This is a genomic window from Streptomyces sp. NPDC036764, from assembly GCF_055609385.1.
Window position 1 is genome coordinate 131,630 of record NZ_JBVJPT010000006.1, and the last position, 17,965, is coordinate 149,594.

Annotated in this window: 18 protein-coding genes; 7 read left to right on the top strand and 11 right to left on the bottom strand. The window is 69.8% G+C overall.

Annotated features, from left to right (window positions below; genetic code table 11):
* Positions 1-89 precede the first annotated feature (89 nt).
* From araD to ACZ69Q_RS23435, 9 genes are all read right to left on the bottom strand, one after another.
* The gene (gene araD / locus ACZ69Q_RS23395; RefSeq protein ID WP_471044964.1) at positions 90-1,820 is read right to left on the bottom strand and encodes an L-arabinonate dehydratase; all 1,731 of its coding nucleotides are present in this window, start codon (positions 1,818-1,820) and stop codon (positions 90-92) included.
* The gene (locus ACZ69Q_RS23400; protein ID WP_471044966.1) at positions 1,817-2,725 is read right to left on the bottom strand and encodes a dihydrodipicolinate synthase family protein; all 909 of its coding nucleotides are present in this window, start codon (positions 2,723-2,725) and stop codon (positions 1,817-1,819) included. The genes araD and ACZ69Q_RS23400 overlap by 4 nt, the downstream gene beginning before the upstream one ends.
* Positions 2,722-3,390 (bottom strand): GntR family transcriptional regulator, encoded by a 669-nt coding sequence (locus ACZ69Q_RS23405; protein WP_471044968.1) that lies wholly within the window; start codon positions 3,388-3,390, stop codon positions 2,722-2,724. The genes ACZ69Q_RS23400 and ACZ69Q_RS23405 overlap by 4 nt, the downstream gene beginning before the upstream one ends.
* A 277-nt stretch (positions 3,391-3,667) precedes the next feature.
* Entirely contained in the window at positions 3,668-4,261 is a 594-nt protein-coding gene (locus tag ACZ69Q_RS23410; RefSeq protein ID WP_471044970.1) for a TIGR03086 family metal-binding protein, read from the bottom strand.
* Between the two features lie 104 nt (positions 4,262-4,365).
* Positions 4,366-4,881: a DUF6010 family protein gene (locus tag ACZ69Q_RS23415; RefSeq protein ID WP_471044973.1), complete on the bottom strand. Its 516-nt coding sequence runs from the start codon at positions 4,879-4,881 to the stop codon at positions 4,366-4,368.
* A 191-nt stretch (positions 4,882-5,072) separates the two neighbouring features.
* Positions 5,073-5,708 carry a hypothetical protein gene (locus tag ACZ69Q_RS23420; RefSeq protein ID WP_471044975.1) on the bottom strand — a complete coding sequence of 212 codons (636 nt, stop codon included), beginning with the start codon at positions 5,706-5,708 and terminating at the stop codon, positions 5,073-5,075.
* On the bottom strand, positions 5,705-6,427 hold the full coding sequence (locus tag ACZ69Q_RS23425; RefSeq protein ID WP_471044978.1) for a hypothetical protein: 723 nt from the start codon (positions 6,425-6,427) through the stop codon (positions 5,705-5,707). Before ACZ69Q_RS23425 ends, ACZ69Q_RS23420 begins: the two co-directional genes overlap by 4 nt.
* Positions 6,424-7,689, bottom strand: a complete 1,266-nt coding sequence (locus tag ACZ69Q_RS23430; RefSeq protein ID WP_471044980.1) for a zinc ribbon domain-containing protein — start codon at positions 7,687-7,689, stop codon at positions 6,424-6,426. The genes ACZ69Q_RS23425 and ACZ69Q_RS23430 overlap by 4 nt, the downstream gene beginning before the upstream one ends.
* Positions 7,689-8,018, bottom strand: a complete 330-nt coding sequence (locus ACZ69Q_RS23435; protein WP_471044982.1) for a hypothetical protein — start codon at positions 8,016-8,018, stop codon at positions 7,689-7,691. Before ACZ69Q_RS23435 ends, ACZ69Q_RS23430 begins: the two co-directional genes overlap by 1 nt.
* Positions 8,019-8,266: 248 nt before the next feature.
* Between ACZ69Q_RS23435 and ACZ69Q_RS23440 the strand changes: the two genes are divergently transcribed.
* Positions 8,267-9,505 carry an MFS transporter gene (locus ACZ69Q_RS23440; protein WP_471044984.1) on the top strand — a complete coding sequence of 413 codons (1,239 nt, stop codon included), beginning with the start codon at positions 8,267-8,269 and terminating at the stop codon, positions 9,503-9,505.
* Here ACZ69Q_RS23440 and ACZ69Q_RS23445 read toward each other — a convergent pair.
* Together ACZ69Q_RS23445 and ACZ69Q_RS23450 are read right to left on the bottom strand one after the other, a co-directional pair.
* Positions 9,442-10,605 (bottom strand): hypothetical protein, encoded by a 1,164-nt coding sequence (locus ACZ69Q_RS23445; protein WP_471044986.1) that lies wholly within the window; start codon positions 10,603-10,605, stop codon positions 9,442-9,444. The genes ACZ69Q_RS23440 and ACZ69Q_RS23445 overlap by 64 nt on opposite strands.
* Positions 10,602-11,555 (bottom strand): 5-dehydro-4-deoxyglucarate dehydratase, encoded by a 954-nt coding sequence (locus ACZ69Q_RS23450; RefSeq protein ID WP_471044988.1) that lies wholly within the window; start codon positions 11,553-11,555, stop codon positions 10,602-10,604. The genes ACZ69Q_RS23445 and ACZ69Q_RS23450 overlap by 4 nt, the downstream gene beginning before the upstream one ends.
* A gap of 271 nt (positions 11,556-11,826) precedes the next feature.
* Here ACZ69Q_RS23450 and ACZ69Q_RS23455 point away from each other — a divergent pair, with 271 nt between their 5' ends.
* From ACZ69Q_RS23455 to ACZ69Q_RS23480, 6 genes are all read left to right on the top strand, one after another.
* Positions 11,827-12,636 carry an NAD-dependent epimerase/dehydratase family protein gene (locus ACZ69Q_RS23455; protein WP_471044991.1) on the top strand — a complete coding sequence of 270 codons (810 nt, stop codon included), beginning with the start codon at positions 11,827-11,829 and terminating at the stop codon, positions 12,634-12,636.
* 261 nt (positions 12,637-12,897) lie between these two features.
* Positions 12,898-13,668, top strand: coding sequence for a DeoR/GlpR family DNA-binding transcription regulator (locus ACZ69Q_RS23460; protein ID WP_471044994.1), 771 nt, complete (start codon positions 12,898-12,900; stop codon positions 13,666-13,668).
* A gap of 146 nt (positions 13,669-13,814) precedes the next feature.
* The gene (locus ACZ69Q_RS23465) at positions 13,815-15,185 is read left to right on the top strand and encodes an ABC transporter substrate-binding protein (RefSeq protein WP_471044995.1); all 1,371 of its coding nucleotides are present in this window, start codon (positions 13,815-13,817) and stop codon (positions 15,183-15,185) included.
* The gene (locus tag ACZ69Q_RS23470) at positions 15,182-16,120 is read left to right on the top strand and encodes a carbohydrate ABC transporter permease (protein WP_471044998.1); all 939 of its coding nucleotides are present in this window, start codon (positions 15,182-15,184) and stop codon (positions 16,118-16,120) included. Before ACZ69Q_RS23465 ends, ACZ69Q_RS23470 begins: the two co-directional genes overlap by 4 nt.
* Positions 16,117-16,965 carry a carbohydrate ABC transporter permease gene (locus ACZ69Q_RS23475; protein ID WP_471044999.1) on the top strand — a complete coding sequence of 283 codons (849 nt, stop codon included), beginning with the start codon at positions 16,117-16,119 and terminating at the stop codon, positions 16,963-16,965. The genes ACZ69Q_RS23470 and ACZ69Q_RS23475 overlap by 4 nt, the downstream gene beginning before the upstream one ends.
* Complete coding sequence (locus ACZ69Q_RS23480) at positions 16,962-17,951, top strand: zinc-dependent alcohol dehydrogenase family protein (RefSeq protein ID WP_471045001.1); 990 nt, start codon at positions 16,962-16,964, stop codon at positions 17,949-17,951. The genes ACZ69Q_RS23475 and ACZ69Q_RS23480 overlap by 4 nt, the downstream gene beginning before the upstream one ends.
* Positions 17,952-17,965: the final 14 nt, after the last annotated feature.

Sequence of the window (17,965 nt, forward strand, 5' to 3'; positions counted from 1 at the left end):
CTTTCTCGCAGTGCAGAGCGGTGCAGGGCTGAGCAAGGCCGTGCGGGCTGTACGAGGTGGTGCGGGGCTGTACGAGGTCGTGCCGCCGGTCAGCCGGCGTGGGGATCCGCGGCTTTGCCCGGCCGGGCGAGGAACTCGAAGTCGCAGCCGGTGTCGGCCTGGGTGATCTGTTCGTTGTAGAGCGCCCCGTAGCCGCGCTCGTAACGCGTGGGCGGCGGCGTCCAGTCCGCCCGGCGCCGCTCCAACTCCTCGTCGTCCACGTGGAGATGGAGGGTGCGTGCCTCGACGTCGAGGGTGATGAGGTCCCCGGAGCGGACCAGGGCGAGCGGTCCCCCGACGTACGACTCGGGCGCGATGTGCAGCGCGCACGCGCCGTAACTCGTGCCGCTCATACGGGCGTCGGAGATCCGCACCATGTCCCGCACACCCTGCTTGAGCAGGTGGTCCGGGATCGGCAGCATGCCGTACTCGGGCATGCCCGGACCGCCCTTGGGCCCGGCGTTGCGCAGCACCAGCACGCTGTCGGCGGTGATGCCGAGCGACGGGTCGTCGATGGTCCGCTGCATGTCCTTGTAGTCGTCGAAGACGACCGCGGGCCCGGTGTGAGCGAGCAGGTGCCGCTCGGCGGCGATGTGCTTGATGACGGCGCCGTCGGGGCAGAGGTTGCCGCGCAGCACGGCGACCCCACCCTCGTCGGCGACCGGGTTCTCGCGGGTGCGGATGACGTCGTCGTCGTGGACGACGGCACCCTGGAGCTGCTCCCGCAGGGTGCCGTTCACGGTCGGCCGGTCCAGGTGCAGCAGGTCGGTGATCCGCGAGAGGAAGGCGGGCAGGCCACCGGCGAAATAGAAGTCCTCCATGAGGTACGTCCGACCGGCGGGGCGGACATTGGCGAGCACCGGCACCGTACGGGCGATGCGGTCGAAGTCGTCGAGGGTGAGAGGGACTTGGCAGCGTCCCGCCATGGCGATCAGGTGGATGACCGCGTTGGTGGAGCCGCCGAGCCCGAGCACCGTGGTGACGGCGTCCTCGAAGGCCTCTCGGGTGAGGATCCCGGACGGCCCGAGCCCGGTCCAGGCGAGCTCCACGGCGCGCCGCCCGGAGGCTGCGGCCATCCGCTCGTGCCCCGAGTCGACGGCCGGTATCGAAGAGGCGCCCGGCAGCGTCATCCCGAGGGCCTCGGCCGCCGCGGTCATCGTGGAAGCGGTCCCCATGGTCATGCAGTGACCCGGCGAACGCGCCAACCCGCCTTGGAGCTCGCGTAGTTCACAGTCCGTCAGGTTGCCGGCGCGGTGCTCGTCCCAGTACTTCCACATGTCGGTACCGGACCCGAGCGTCTCGCCGCGCCAGTGCCCCGGCAGCATCGGCCCCGCGGGAACGAAGATCGACGGCACGTCGGCCGAGGCGGCGCCCATGAGCAGCGCCGGCGTCGACTTGTCGCAGCCCCCGAGCAGCACCGCCGCGTCGATCGGATACGACCGCAGCAGCTCCTCGGTCTCCATCGCCAGCAGGTTGCGGTAGAGCATCGGGGTCGGCTTCTGAAAGGTCTCCGAGAGCGTGGCGACCGGGAACTCGAGCGGGAAGCCACCGGCCTGCCACACCCCCCGCTTGACCGCCTCGGCGCGCTCACGCAGGTGGACGTGGCAGGGGTTGATGTCGGACCAGGTGTTGAGGACGGCGATCACCGGACGGCCCCGGTACTCCTCGGCCTCGTATCCCAGTTGGCGCATGCGGGCGTTGTGCGACCAGGTGCGCAGCCGGCCCTCCGTGCCGTACCACTGATGGCTTCTGAGTTCCTCCGGGCGCCTTCTGCCGGTCATGCTGACCACCCGGCGGCTATGGCGGCGACCTCGGCGCGCTCATCCTCGGGCAGTTCCCTGCTGGGCGGGCGGACGTCGCGGCGGCACAGGCCGAGCGAGGCGAGGGCCTCCTTGACGACGGTGACGTTGTTGGCGGAGCCGTTCGCGGCGCGCAGCTCCTCGAAGCGGCGGATCTGTTCCCAGACCTTCATGGCGGCCGGGTAGTCACCGGATCGAAGCGCTTCCATCATGTTCAGCGAGACGGACGGGGCGACGTTCACCAGCCCGGAGGTGAAGCCGGTGGCGCCCGCGGAGAAGTACGAGGGTGCGTACGGCTCGGCGAGTCCGGCGACCCACACGAAGCGGTCGTGTCCCGCGTCCCGTGCGAAGGCGGCGAACTTGGCGGCGTCCGGGACGGCGTACTTCACGCCGATGACGTTCGGGCAGGCTTCCCCGAGTTCGGCGAGGCGGGCGCCGGCTAGCTGGGCGTTGCGGATGTACGGGACGACGCCGAGCTCGGGCACGGCCGCGGCGATGGCGCGGTGGTAGTCGACCCAGCCGCTCTGGGAGACGTAGGGGTGGACGGGCTGGTGGACCATCACCATCCGGGCGCCGAGTTCACGGGCGTGCCGCGCGGAGGCGACGGCGGTGGGCACGTCGTGGCCGACGCCGACGAGGACCGCGGCACTTGCGCCGGCCTCGTCGACGGTCAACTCGGTGACGAGGCGGCGCTCTTCGGGGGTGAGGGTGTAGAACTCGCCGGTGTTGCCGTTGGGGGTGAGCGTGGTGACGCCGCCGTCGAGCAGACGACGCAACAGGGCCCGGTGGGCGTCCTGGTCCACGCTGCCGTCCTCGGCGAACGGGGTCACCGGGATCGCCACGACATCGGCCAGGGCCGTCCGCTGAGACTCGAACGTCGTCGTCATGCCGGACCGTCCTCTCCCGGGGCCTCGACTCCCGCGTCCGGGAAGGCCCGTCGCACGAACGACGCGATATGGGCGTGCAGGGCGCGCGCGGCGCCGTCCGCGTCGCCTTCGAGCGCCAGCCGCAGGATCTCCCGGTGCTCGCCGGCCTCGCGCTCCCAGGAGGGGGAGGCGGCCCAGGCGACGGCGGAGACGAGGGCCGCCTGGTCGCGGACCTCGTCGAGCATCCGGCCGAGCAGCGGGTTGCCGCACGGCAGGTACAGGGCGCGGTGGAATTCCCGGTTGGCGAGGGAGCGTTCGGCGGTGTCGGCGGCCGCGTCGGCACGGGTCAGCGCGTCACGGGCGGCATCGAGGGAGGCCCCGCGCCGGACGGCCCGCTTGAGCGCCTCGGGCTCCAGCAGCAGCCGCACGTCGTAGACCTCGCGCGCCATGTCCGCGTCCACCATGCGCACCGTGACGCCCTTGTACTGGCTCATCACGACCAGCCCGGTCCCGGCCAGCGTCTTGAGCGCCTCGCGCACCGGGGTCTTCGACACCCCGAACTGTGCGGCGAGATCGGTCTCCACCAGGGCCTGACCCGGCGTCAACTGGCCGGTGAGGATGCGGCGTTTGATCTCCTCCAGCACGAACTGCGTGCGGGAGGGGATCGGCGTGGGCACAGAGGTCATGCGCGCCTCTCGGATCTTCGCGGGATCGGATCTCGCGTATGGGATCTCACGTATCGCGTCTCATATATGACGTACGAGGTACGACGCGATGAAGGTAGGAGGGGCGCTGTGTTTCGTCAATGCTTCTGACAGAAGCAAGTCGGGGAATTAGCGGGGACGTTGAGGTACGGAGACTGTGTGCGCTCCCGACGATCCGGCCCCGAGCCGCGCGGACCGGGCCCTCGCGCGGCCGGGGCCGACGGGGCACGTGACTCGTCCTGGGCGTTCGGTCTCCGCCCTACGAACCCCGCTTCCAGCCCGGATCCCGCCCGCTCAGCCCGACCGCGCGGTCGAGCAGGGGCGCCTCGTCCGGTACCGGGACGACGGGGCCGAAGATGCCGCCGCCGCGGTCGCCGGCGTCGGCCGCTGCGCGCAGGAAGTCGTGGGACATCCGGAGGGCGGCCGGGTCGGGGGTGTACGGCTGTCCCGTGGCGACGGCCAGGTCCCAGGCGTGGATCACCAGCTCGTCCACGGCCACCGCGCCGGCGACGGCACCGGGCAGGTCGACGCCGCCCGCGCGGGTCATGCCGGTCCACGCGTCCGGGGCGCGCCACACCTCGCCCAGTTCGTCGAGCACCTTGGACAGCTCCTCACGCCAGCCGGCCCCGATGTCCGGGACGACGGAGCCCGGGTCGGTGTCGGTCGTGGCGCCCAGGTCCTTGCGGGCGGCGTCACGAAAGGCGACGGACAGGCCGAGCAGGTGACCCAGCAGATTGTGCACAGCCATCTCGGGGCAGGGCGTCGGCGCCGAGAGCTGTTCGTCGGTGACGGCCTCGGCGAGCCGGGCGACGACGCGGGTCTGCGGTCCGAGGTCGATGGTCGGGTCGGTCATGGGCGGGCTCCTCACAGATCTGTTCCTGAAAGGTGGACCGGCCGGGGCGGCGAAACTCATCGCCGACGGGCGAGTCGATCCGGCACCGGTGACCTGGCAACCGATCAGCCCTGCACGCCGGCCGCCCCGACCTCCGGCTCCCCCACCGCGGCCTCACCCCCCGGCGCCGCGCCCTCCGACTCCCCCGACCGGGCCTTCTCCCCCGGCGCCGCGCCCTTGCGCCCCCTGGCCTCCCGCGCCCACGCCGACAACTCCCTCGGCGTCCTCCCACCCGCGAAGCACCACAGTGCGATCACCGGGTCACAGATCGCACACCCCAGTGATGACGTGTGGGCGAAGGGGATGATCGGGTTTCCCTTGATGTGGTGGACGATGTCCCACGCGGTGTGCAGCAGCCAGGCGACACCGATGAAGGCCCACGAATCCAGGCCGCGATAGGCGACGTAGGTGACCACCGCGGTGAACGCGAATTCCCAACCGCCGAGCCCGCCGCCGCTCAGATAGGCGGCGCCCGCCCCGGCGACCATGACCGCGTTGAAACGCCGCCGGTGCGGTTCACGGATCAGGGACATCAGCAGGGCGTACAGGAGACCGACACCGATCGGTGCGACGTATTGCATGGGAAGTGCCTTTTCCAACGGGGTGACTCGACCGGCTCACCACGCTATGACCGGCTTCCCACCCACCCCAGAGCCTGAACCGCCAGCTTCCAACGGATTCCCGCCGCCGTCAGAGGAACGCACCCTGTGCGGGCCGAGTTGCGCAAGGCAGCGCTACGGGGCGCCTTGAGATTCCCGGCAGGGCAGATGCCTCAGTTACCCAGTCCCGCCATCGGGTTGGGCTCCTTCTCCAGCAGACGGGAGATCCCGGCTTGTTCAGCCCTGGCTCGGCGTTCCGGGTCAGCCTGGGCGCGTTCCGAGGCGAACTTCTCCCAACCCGCAGGCTGCAGGAAGAAGAGGTCGCGCGTGCCGGGCACGATCATGACTCCGCCGAACGCGGGATCACCGGCGAACCAGGCACCCTCGCTCTCCCCGCCCTCGGGCCACCGGCGGACGGTCGATGCGTTCACGGCCCTCATGGAGGGTGCGCCGTGCTGACCTCGAACCGAGAGCTTGACGGTGTGTACATCGCCGAGCAGCAACCGCTGGGACTGCTTCTTGACCACCCGAGAGCGGTACTCCAGCGGATAGGTACGCAACACCTTTTCGCATACCTTGAGCCGTCGTCCAAGGCCGACCCGGAGATAAAGAAAGAACAGGAGGAACAGACCGGGGACAATCGGCAGCACGGTGAGAGTGGAGACGGAGATGCCCGCAGCCTGCAACACGAACGGGAGAGCGACGAGTGCGACGCCAAGGGCGAGTCGGGCCGATACGTGCCTGGCCATGACCTTTCTGTTGTGCCGGAGAACCTGGTCCACATCCGGTGGCACAGACGCCTGAGTCATCCGAAGTCGCTCCTTATCGCCGCTCCGGCAGAACCAGCTTCGGGTGCCCCGCCCTGGCCGCTGCCTTCGTCCGGCTCGTTCGGATCGGTGAAGGTGAAGGTGTGCGCGATGCCAAGCAGAATGTCCCGGTAGGTATCTCCGAACTCCACAGCGGGCGTAACCATCTGGATCACGATGACCTCCGATCCACGCCCGGCGATACCGACTGTGCCCTGCCAGACTTCTCCCATGGGTGAATCGGCTCTGTCAGCACCAGGTTGTCGGCCCGGTGCGGCCATCTTCCGCTTCTCCTCGGAGAGGTAGCCGAGTCCGCTGGGCAGCTCCAGTGGGATTACACCCGAATCAGCCGTGCCTTCTGCGGCTGCGGCCAGACCTGCCACAGCCAGCTTTGCGTTGCCGGGAGTCGTGACGGTGGAGAAGGTGAGCACGGAGAAGACCGGGTCACCTTCTTCGTCAGGGTGCATGCCGAACAGGCAGGCCAGCACGCCCTCGGCGTTCATGGAGGAGACTAGACCGGCGTAGAACCTCAGCACCCGTTCGGCCTGATCGCGCCGATCTGCCGGCAGCGAAAGAACTCGTGCGATCAGGGCTTCGATCTGCTCGACGGGAGGGTCCAGGTCGAGTGGGATGTAACCGTGGGGGATCAGGTACCAATAGTCGGGCTTGGACTCGCTCGTGGCTGCGGGGGCAACCTGCGAGTTCCCACGGTCGACCGTCACAGCAGTCCTCGCAGCCGTGCGATGCCGTATGCGCCAACGCCCGCCTTGGTATCTTCCGCTGCGTTGTGCGACGCGCCTTCCTCCGGTAGGTGACCCTCTTCCTCCATCGAGGTCACCAGGTTCGCAGCGACGTTGAGGCCGTTGGCGGACAAGTCACCCATGAGTTGGGCAGAACCCTTGAAGCTCTCGCCGGCAGCCTCCCACATGCCATAGGAGCCTTCGCGCGCCGCGCTTCTGTAGAGCCCGCCGAACTCCCTGCCGAACTCAACGGTCTTCTCCCAACGACTCACCTGTACGCCCATCTCGCTCGCCATTTGCAGGCCGTCTCGCAGCTCTTTGCCTGCCATGCCGACCAGGCGCGCGCCCGGCACCATCCCCAGAATGTCGCCGCCCACGGACGCCCATGCGGAAAACATGTCCATTCCGCCGTCCTGGCCGATCAGATCCCCGAGGAAGTCCGTGTCGGTGAGGTTCTTGTACATGGAGAGGGCGCTTGCGCCAATGGCGATGCCGGCGAACACGGGAGCCAACGGGGTGGGCAGCAGGGCGAGGAGACCGGCAATGGCGCCGATTGTTCCCGCATGCGTCTTGAGGAACTCCCAGACGCCTGAGATGACATCGCCGACCTTGTCCCAGAAGCCGGGCTCGTCCGGGGCGGCCTTCGTGGAGTCGTCCAGGGCCTTGGCAATGGTCTCGGCCTCGCTGGTGTGCTCGACCTCCAGCGCCTTGACCTTGCTGTCGAGGGACTCGTACTCGGCGTTGGCCTTGGTGAGAGCCACGCTCGCCTCATTCAACTCCCGCTCGGCGGAGCGCAGTCGCGCGGTCGCTGCGTCGGCCTCCTCCTGTGAAGGGAAGGTCTGGTTCGCGAGCTTGAGGTCGGGATGCTGGGCGGCCTGGTCGTACGCGTTCTTGGCCTTGCCGGCCTCCGCCTTCTTCTCGGCCATGGCGGCGTCGTACTTCTTCGCCAGTTCCCGGTTGGAAGTCAGGTGCCCGTCCCACTTATGAAGATGGGTCGCTGCGGCACGCAACGAAGAGGCAGCGTCCTTGATGTACTTCGGGAGGTCGCCGTCGAGCGTGGTGCGGAACTTCTCCGCTGCGTCGCCTTCCCAATAGCTGCTCTCACTCGTCAGCTTCGTCAACTGTCGATGGGTGTTCTCCAGCGCGGTAGCGGCTGCCGCCACCTTCTGCTGGAGCTTCGTGACCTCTGCGGGGATTCCTGGTACGGGATTCCAGCCGATGCTGGGGTACGGGTTCGCGGCCACTACTTACCGCCCCCGTTGCCACCCGAGGTGCTCGTGTCCGCGATCTGCTTGAGGGCCTTCTCCAAGGCTTCCTCGACCTCTTGATAAGCCTTCTTGTTGGACTGGACGCCCTCTTTGACAGCGTCGATCATTTCCTTGGTTTTGTCGGACCCGTACTTCCACTCTTGCTGGAACTTGTCACACGCCTCGTCGAGCCGGGCGGTGCCGATCTGGTCGGCACGCACGTGGTCGAGGGCTGACCGGGCCTCGTTCAGCTCGTCGACGCATCTCTCCAGATTCGTCAGGAACTGCTCGAGTTGCCCGATGTCCGTCTTGAAGTGGTCCCCCATGGGCCGGCTACTTCCCCTTCGGCTCTGGATGCGTCGGGCCCGGCCGACCTCAACTGATCGTCAGGCCTCCTCGGCACCATACATGCACTGGCTGAGCGCCTCTCATCACGGCTGCGCAGCCCTTCGGCAGCCGCCGCCTTCGCGCTCGGTCATAAGGTCCTCAGGACCGATCCATCTCATTGCGTCAGCCCGCTGTAAGGCACTTCCCCGATCCCCAAGCCCCCGCCTTAGCAACACAGTGGCCCGACATGACGACCATCACCACCTGGGCGCTCCCGCCCGTCCTGCGCGATCGCAATTCCGGGCTCTATCTCGCCGGGGTCGTGGTCTCCGGCTTCGGCACCTCGGCGTTATGGCTGGTTTCCGGCGTATGGGTCAAGGACCTCACCGGTTCCGACGGACTGGCCGCGCTGTGCATGCTCGCCATGTGGGCGCCGACCCTCGCCGGGCCGCTCCTGGGCACGCTCGCCGACCGCGCTCGCCGCAAACCCCTGCTGATCGGCGTGAACCTGCTTCTCGCCGCGCTGCTGCCCACCCTCTTCGCGGTCGACTCGGCGGACCGGGTCTGGCTGGTGTTCGCGGTGCTGTTCGTCTACGGCGCCGCGGGCGTCGTCCATGACGCCGCCGAGTCCGCCTTGGTCGCCGGCGCCGTCCCCACGCCCCTGCTCGGCGACTTCAACGGGCTGCGAATGACGGCCAACGAGGGCATGAAACTGCTCGCCCCGCTGGCCGGCGCCGGCCTCTACGCGGCGTACGGCGGCCCGAGCGTCGCCCTGCTCGACGCGGTCACGTTCGTGCTCGCCACCGGCCTGTACGCCTGCCTGCGGGTGCGCGAGAGCAGTCCCGAACCCCCGGCGGGCAACTGGCGGCGGCAGACCGCCGAGGGCGTCCGCTACCTGTGGACCCATCCCGTGCTGCGCCCGCTCGTCCTGGCCGGCGGCACCACCATGCTGTTCGCCGGGCTCAGCGGGGCGCTGCTCTACGCCGTCATCGACGGCCTCGGGCACGACCCCGCGTACGCCGGCGTGCTGTACGCCGTCCAGGGCGCCGGTTCGGTGGCGATCGGGCTGCTCTCGGGGCCGGCGTTGCGCCGCCTCGGCGAACGCCGCTTCGCCGGGTACGGCATCGCCCTGACGGCCGTCGCGGTCGGCCTGCGCGCGATCCCGTCCGACCCGGTGGCCCTGGTGTGCAGCGCGGCGATCGGCGCGGGCCTGCCCTGCGTCCTGATCGCCGCGCTCACGGCCGTGCAGCGCGAGACACCGGACGCGCTGCTCGGGCGTACGGCCGCGACTGCCAACACGCTCGTGTTCGCGCCGAACGTCGTCGGGCTGGCGGCCGGTGCCGTCCTGGTCGAACTGCTCGACGTACGACTGGTGCTGGTCGCCCTGGGGGTGCTGTGGCCGGCGAGCGCCGTACCGCTGCTTCAGAGCGCGGCGAGGCCCTCCCGTACCGCCTCCAGGTCCCCGTCCGACGCCAACCCCGCGTGATAGAGCCGGATCTCGGTGGCTCCCAGCTCACGCGCGCGTGCCGCGTCCGACGCGAGCGTGCCCGGGCTGCCGCCCATCCCGGAGACCACACCGAGGTTGGCGGCGACGACCGCGTCCGCGCGCTCCTGTTCGGCGAAGGGCGCGAGCAGTTCGGGGCCGCCCGCGCAGGGCACGACCACGCCGTCCGCGACGGACAGGATGTGCGCGGGGTCGACGCCGGCGTTGGCGCCGACGTGGTAGGTCACGGGGTCGGCGTGCAGCAGGATCCGGAACCCGTCGGGGGCGGCTTCGCGGACCGCGCGTACGGCCGCCTCCTGGAGCGTGCGGGCGGTCTCGTCACGCCACGCGCGCGTGGCCGCCGCCGTCCGCGCACCGAGCAGCTTCTCGACGCCCGCCCAGCCCCCGTCGTCCGGCGTTCCCTGCCACAGCGGCTCCAGGGCGTCCCGTACGGCGGCCGCCAGCTCGTCGGCGTCCAGGCCCTGGGCGCCGTAGCCCTGCTTGCAGACCGGGCAGAAGCAGAGCGCCATCAGGTAGTGCCCGGCGTCCCCGAGCGGGACTCCGGCGGTCTTGTCGTGGGCGTGCAGATGCTGCAGCCCGTACCAGCCGAGGGACTCCAGCTCGGTGCCGCGTGCCCCGGGCCGTACCGCGGCCTCGGCGGCCAGGTCGACGAGGTACGCGCGCGTGGCGGGCTGCGCGATGCACGGGGCCCACGGGTAGCGGTCGCCGTAGGCGTTGGCGACGGAGGTGTCCGGATGGTCGGCGCCCATACGGGAGTTGTGCGCGAGGACCACCCAGGTGTGCACCTCAAGACCTGCGTCCGTGAGCGCGGCGGCGGCTTCGCCGAAGGCGTCGCCGGGCGCCCAGTCCCCGGCCGGGTACGGGCGCAGCGCACGCCCCTCCCAGCGGCCGTCGGTCGGGTACAGCACGGCCGCGTGCTCGGCGGTGACGATGCGGTGGCGCGGGTGGCGGGGGGTGAGGGCGCGGGTGGAGTGGTAGGCGGCGGCGAGCGTCACCTGGCGCACGCCGAGGGCGGCGATCCTCCCGGGTGCCTCGGGATCTCCGTTGACGTCCCAGGGGTAGAGGAATGTCGACGCCTTCACTTGGTCTCCTCCGGATCCTGCTCCAGCAGCGCGTAGCCGCGCTCGATGACCTGGGCGAGCTGCTTGACATGGTCCTCGCCGGGCTCGTGCAGCGGCGGCCGCACCTCCCCCACGTCCAGGCCGCGCAGCCGTACGCCCGCCTTGACGAGCGCGACGGCGTATCCGCGGCCCTGGGCACGCAGTTCGACGAACGGCCGGTAGAAGCCGTCCAGGAGGCGGTGGACGGTCGCGTCGTCGCCCGCCTCCAGCGCCCGGTAGAAGGCGAGAGCGATCTCCGGGGCGAAGCAGAACACCGCGGAGGAGTACAGCGTGACGCCGAGGGCGCGGTAGGCGAGCTGGGTCTGTTCGGCGGTCGGCAGACCGTTGAAGTAGAGGAACTCGCCGGGGAAGTCGGTGCGTACGGCGCTGACGATGCGCTGCATGAGGTCCAGGTCGCCGAGGCCGTCCTTGAGGCCGATGACGCCGTCCGTACGGGCCAGTTCGACGACGGTCGCCGGGGTGAACACGGCGTTGTCGCGCTGGTAGACGATCACGGGGAGCGAGGTCGCCGCGGCGACCTCCCGGTAGTGCCGCAGCAGCCCCTCCTGCCCGGCGACGACGAGATACGGCGGCATCGCGAGCAGCCCGTCCGCGCCGGCGCCCTCGGCGAGCCGCGCGTACCGCACGGCGAGGGCGGTGCCGTACCCGGCGCCTGCGACGACCGGCACCCGGCCCTGCGCCGCCTCTACGGCCGCCCGCACGCACGCCTCGTACTCCTCGGGCGTGAGGGCGTGGAACTCGCCGGTGCCGCAGCAGGCGAACACGGCGGCGGCCCCGGCCTCGACGCCGCGGCGCACATGGGTGCGGTAGACGTCGAGGTCGACCGAGCCGTCGGGGCCGTAGGCGGTGACGGGGAAGAACAGCGGCCCGCCGGGGATGCTCAGGCGTGCGGCGAGAGGGGCTGGCGTCACGGGCTCTCCCTAGAACAGGCGCTCACGTTTCTGATCCACGTCTACATTCTTGAACAAGTCCAGCCTATGGAGCCCATCGAGGCCGGTCAAGCGCACGAACCGGCAACTCACCGGCGGATTCCCCGACCGCGCGGGACACTTGACGTGATCGGCGGGCGATCCTTAGCGTGTCCATGCATATGAATACCGTCCACGCATGCGGTCACTGACGCGAGCTGCACCACGCCCAGCCGAGCCACGCCGAGCCCTGCCGAGTCAAGGAGCCCCGAGGATGCCCGCACCCCGCACCGTTCTGCTCACCGGCGCCGCCGGCGGCCTCGGCACCCTGATGCGGGACCTGCTCCCGGCATACGGCTACGAGCTGCGGCTGCTCGACCTGCGCCCCATCGAGGGCGAGCCGGACGCGATCGTCGCCGATCTCGCCGACCGGGACGCGCTGCGCGAGGCCGTGCGCGGCGTCGACGCGATCATCCACCTCGCCGGAATCTCCTTGGAAGCCCCGTTCGAGAAGATCCTCCGGGCGAACATCGAGGGCACGTACAACCTGTACGAGGCCGCCCGCCAGGAGGGCGTCGGACGGATCGTCTTCGCCTCCTCCAACCACGCGGTCGGCTTCACGTCCCGCCCCCAGGGCGACGACCCCCTCATCCCCATCGACACCCCGCGCCGTCCCGACACCTTCTACGGACTGTCCAAGTCCTTCGGCGAGGACCTCGCGCAGTTCTACTGGGACAAGCACGGCCTGGAGACGGTGTCCGTGCGCATCGGCTCGTGCTTCCCCGAGCCGACCAGCGTGCGCATGCTCTCGGTGTGGATGAGCCCGGCCGACGGCGCCCGCCTCTTCCACGCGGCCCTGACCGCCGAGAACGTCGGGCACACGGTCGTATACGGCTCCTCCGCGAACACCCGCCTGTGGTGGGACCTGACCTCCGCCCGCTCCCTCGGCTACGACCCCCGGGACGACTCCGAGCCGTACGCCGGGAAACTGATCGCCGAGCAGGGCGAGCTCGACCCAGGCAACATCGCGCACGCCTACCTGGGCGGCCACTTCGTGAGCGACCCGCCGATCTGGCCGTACTGACCGAAACGGGTTGGCGCGAAACGGCGGGCGGGCACCGAACGGGCCCGCCCGCCCCCGTATTCGGGCGCCGCACCCGCCCGATCTCACGCGTCCCGCCACAACCACGCAGGTCCGAGACGGGCACAGCACACGGTGAACGGGCACACACGGGCAGCATCGGACCTGCAACAGACCTGGTCAGTGCCGGACACCCGCTGTAGAACTTCCCCCATGGGCCTCACCGGGCCCGAACGGGCAGCGAAGCGGAAGGCAGGTGTCGGCATGAGCACGAAAACGGCGGAAGAACGCCAACGCGAGATCGTGCTGGCCGCACGCCGTGACGGCTCGGTCGACGTCACCGCGCTCGCCGCCGAGCTGGGCGTGGCGAAGGAGACCATACGCCGGGACCTGCGCGTCCTGGAGGACCACGGACTGCTCCGCCGTACCCATGGCGGCGCCTACCCCGTGGAGAGCGCCGGCTTCGAGACGACGCTCGCCTTCCGCGCCACCAGCCATGTCCCCGAGAAGCGCCGGATCGCGTCCGCCGCGGCCGAGCTGCTGGGGGACGCCGAGACGGTCTTCGTCGACGAGGGCTTCACCCCGCAGCTCATCGCCGAGGCCCTGCCGCTGGACCGGCCGCTGACCGTGGTCACCGCGTCCCTGCCGGTCGCGGGCGCGCTCGCCGAGTCCGAGCACGCCTCCGTGCTGCTGCTCGGCGGCCGGGTACGGTCCGGCACCCTCGCCACCGTCGACCACTGGACGACGAAGATGCTGGCCGGCTTCGTCATCGACCTGGCGTTCATCGGCGCCAACGGCATCTCCCGCGAGCACGGCCTGACCACCCCCGACCCGGCCGTCAGCGAGGTCAAGGCGCAGGCCATCCGGGCCGCGCGCCGCACGGTGTTCGCGGGTGTGCACACCAAGTTCGGCTCGGTCAGCTTCTGCCGGTTCGCGGACATCGGCACGCTGGAGACGATCGTGACGAGCACGCTGCTCCCGGCGGCCGAGGCACACCGCTACTCACTCCTGGGACCCCAGGTCATCCGCGTCTGAACCACGAACCCACTCCCCCCGGGGGCGCGCATACGCCCTCGCATGCCCTTTATCTCCTTGTAAATCCCTTCCACAGACCTCCACTTGTACATCCCTCCCCACACCTCCCCTTTCCCTCCATCCCCCCATACGTCCAGGAGCGATCCATGCGAACCCAGAGCCGTCGACGGCCCAAGCGAGCCACGCTCGCCACGGCCGCCGCAGGGACGCTGCTCGCCCCGCTGCTCTCCGGCTGCTGGGTCGGCGCCGGCGGGGCGGGGTCGGGCGGCAACTCGATCAACGTCCTCATGGTCAACAACCCCCAGATGACCGAGCTGCAAAAGCTCGCCCCCCGCTTCACCGAAGAGACCGGCATCAAGGTCAACTTCACCGTCCTGCCCGAGAACGACGTCCGCGACAAGATCAGCCAGGACTTCGCCAACCAGGCGGGCCAGTACGACGTGGCCACGCTCTCCAACTACGAGATACCGATCTACGCCCGCAACGGCTGGCTCCAGGAGATGAACTCCTACGTCGCCAAGGACCCCGGCTACGACGAGCAGGACGTCCTCAAGCCGATGCGCCAGTCCCTGACCGGCGACGACGGCAAGCTCTACGGCCAGCCCTTCTACGGCGAGTCGTCCTTCCTGATGTACCGCAAGGACATCTTCGAGAAGGAGGGCCTGACGATGCCCGCGCATCCCACCTGGCAGCAGGTGGCGGACCTCGCCGCACGGGTGGACGGCGCCGAGTCGGGCATGAAGGGCATCTGCCTGCGCGGCCTGCCCGGCTGGGGCGAGGTGATGGCCCCGCTCACCACCGTCGTCAACACCTTCGGCGGAACCTGGTTCGACAAGGGCTGGGCGGCCCGCCTGAACTCCCCCGAGTGGAAGGAGGCGACGAAGTTCTATGTCGACCTGGTCCGCGAGCACGGTGAGTCGGGAGCCGCCCAGTCCGGCTTCGCCGAGTGCCTGAACAACATGACCCAGGGCAAGGTCGCCATGTGGTACGACGCCACCTCCGCGGCCGGTTCACTGGAGGCGGCGAACAGCCCGGTCAAGGGCAAGGTGGGCTACGCGCCCGCACCCGTCGAGAAGACGGAGTCCTCCGGCTGGCTCTACACCTGGGCCTGGGGCATCCAGCAGGCGTCCCGCAACCCGGACAAGGCCTGGCAGTTCGTCTCCTGGGCGTCGGGCAAGAAGTACGAGCAGTTGGTCGGCGACGAGATCGGCTGGTCCAACGTCCCGGCCGGCAAGCGCGCCTCCACCTACGCCAACCCGGCGTACCGCGAGGAGGCGGCGGCCTTCCAGGAGATGACGAAGGAGGCCATCGAGGGCGCCCGCCCGAACGACCCCGGCGTGCAGGCACGTCCCGCGCCCGGCATCCAGTTCGTCGGCATCCCCGAGTTCACCGACCTCGGCACCAAGGTCTCCCAGGAGATCAGCGCGGCCATCGCCGGACGCCAGTCCGTCGAGTCGGCCCTGAAGAAGTCCCAGCAGCTCGCCGACGAGATCTCCGAGGAGTACGAGGGGCGATGACAGCGACGACAACGGCCCCCCTGGCCACGACTCCCGTGCGTACGACCCGTCCGCCCTCCGCCAAGCTGCGCGCCTGGGCGACCCGGGCGCCCCTGCTGCCGGCGCTGATCTTCATGATCGCGGTGACCCAGTTGCCGTTCGTGGCCACGCTGGTGATCTCGTTCTTCGACTGGAACTCCCTCTACCCCGACGCCCGGCACTTCGCCGGCCTGGACAACTACCAGGAGGTCCTCACCGACGCCGATCTGCGCCAGTCGGTGTGGACGACCGTGCTCCTGACGGTCGCGGTGGTGCTGGCCAGCCTGATCCTCGGCCTGGTGCTGGCCCTGCTCCTGGACCGCAGGTTCAAGGGCCGGGGTGTGGTGCGCACCCTGCTGATCGCCCCGTTCCTGGTGGTCCCGGTGGCGGCGGCCCTGCTCTGGAAGCATGTGCTCTACAACCCCGAATACGGCCTGTTCAATGGGTTGTTGCACTATGTGGGCGGCCCACAGCCGGACTGGATATCCAACACCCCGCTGCTCGCGGTGGAGGCGTCCCTCGTCTGGCAGTGGACACCGTTCATGATGCTGATCCTGCTGGCCGGCCTCCAGAGCCGCGACCACGAGCAGATCGAGGCGGCCCGCGTCGACGGCGCGAGCGACTGGCAGATCTTCCGCCACCTCACGCTCCCGCACCTGCGCCGCTACCTCGAACTCGGCGCCCTGCTGGGCTCGATCTACATCGTGCAGAACTTCGACGCGGTCTTCACGATCACGTCCGGGGGCCTGGGCACCGCCAACCTCCCCTACACCGTCTACCAGAGCTTCTACCAGGCCCATGAGAACGGCCTCGCCTCGGCCGCGGGCGTCCTGGTGGTCATCGGCTCGATCATCATCGCGACCTTCGCGCTGCGCGTGGTGTCGTCCCTGTTCCGCGAGGAGGTGTCGCGCGCATGAGTGCAGTTGCCGTACGACTTCGCAACCGCCGCAAGGGGGCCGGCCTGGGCCTCGTGGCCTGGCTGCTCGGGATCGCCTTCTTCCTGCCGATCGCGTGGATGGCCCTGACGTCCTTCCACTCCGAGCAGGACGCGGCGACCAACCCGCCGTCCTTCGCCGCGTCGCTGACGCTGGACGGCTACCGCGAGTTCTTCGGCGCGGGCGGCGGCGCGAGCCCCTGGCCGGCGCTGATCAACTCGACGGTGGCGTCGGTGGCCTCGACGCTGTTCGTCCTGGTGCTCGCCCTCCCGGCGGCCTACGCCCTGTCGATCCGGCCGGTGAAGAAGTGGACCGACGTCCTGTTCTTCTTCCTGTCGACGAAGATGCTGCCGGCCGTGGCGGGCCTGCTGCCGCTGTACCTGTTCGCGAAGAACACGGACATGCTCGACAACATATGGCTGCTGGTCATCCTCTACACCTCCATGAACCTGCCGATCGCGGTGTGGATGATGCACTCCTTCCTCGCCGAGATCCCGGTCGCGATCATCGAGGCGGCCCGGGTGGACGGCGCGAGGCTGCCGACGATCCTCACGCGCGTGGTGGCCCCCATCGCGCTCCCCGGCATCGCCGCGACGTCCCTGATCTGCTTCATCTTCAGTTGGAACGAGCTGTTGTTCGCCCGAGTCCTGACCGGCGTGGTGGCCGAGACCGCGCCCGTCTTCCTGACCGGCTTCATCACCAGCCAGGGCCTGTTCCTGGCGAAGGTGTGCGCCGCGTCGCTCGTCATCTCCCTGCCGGTGCTCGCCGCGGGGTTCGCCGCTCAGGACAAGCTGGTCCAGGGCCTGTCGTTGGGAGCCGTGAAATGAAGGCCGCCGTCATCGAGTCCGTGGGCAGGGCCGTCGTCGCCGAGGTCCCGGACCCGACGCCAGGGCCGCGCGAGGTCGTCGTCGAAGTGGCGGCCTGCGGGCTGTGCGGCACCGATCTGCACATCCTCCAGGGCGAGTTCGCGCCGAAGCTGCCGATCGTGCCCGGGCACGAGTTCGCCGGCGCGGTCGTCGGGGTCGGCACCCAGGTCACCGAGGTGGCGGTGGGCGACCGGGTCGCGGTCGACCCGTCGCTGTACTGCTTCGAGTGCCGCTACTGCCGTGCGGGCCACAACAACCTCTGCGAACGCTGGGCGGCGATCGGCGTGACCACGGCCGGCGGCGCGGCGCAGTACGCCGTCGCCCCGGTGGCGAACTGCGTGAAGCTCCCCGAGCACGTCCGCACCCAGGACGCGGCCCTCGTGGAGCCCCTGTCCTGCGCGGTGCGCGGCTACGACGTCCTGAAGTCCCGCCTCGGCGCCCACGTGCTGATCTACGGCTCCGGCACGATGGGCCTGATGATGCTGGAGCTGGCCAAGCGGACCGGCGCGGCCAGCGTGGACGTGGTGGACGTGAACCCGGCCCGCCTGGAGACGGCACGCAGGCTCGGCGTCTCGGCCTCCGCCGCGAACCCCGACGAGCTGGACCGTCCCCAGGGCTGGGACCTGGTGGTCGACGCCACCGGCAACGCCGCCGCGATCCAGGACGGCCTGGACCGGGTGGCGAAGGCGGGAACGTTCCTACAGTTCGGCGTGGCGGACTACGCGACGCGAGTGACGATCGACCCGTACCGCATCTACAACCAGGAGATCACCATCACGGGCTCCATGGCCGTCCTGCACAGCTTCGAGCGGGCGGCGGAGCTGTTCGCGAACGGTGTCCTCGACCCCGAGGTCTTCATCAGCGACCGCATCCCGCTGGAGCGGTATCCGCAGGCCCTGGAGCAGTTCGCGTCCGGGGTGGGCCGCAAGATCGTGGTCGTTCCGTAGGCCGGCGGGCGGGG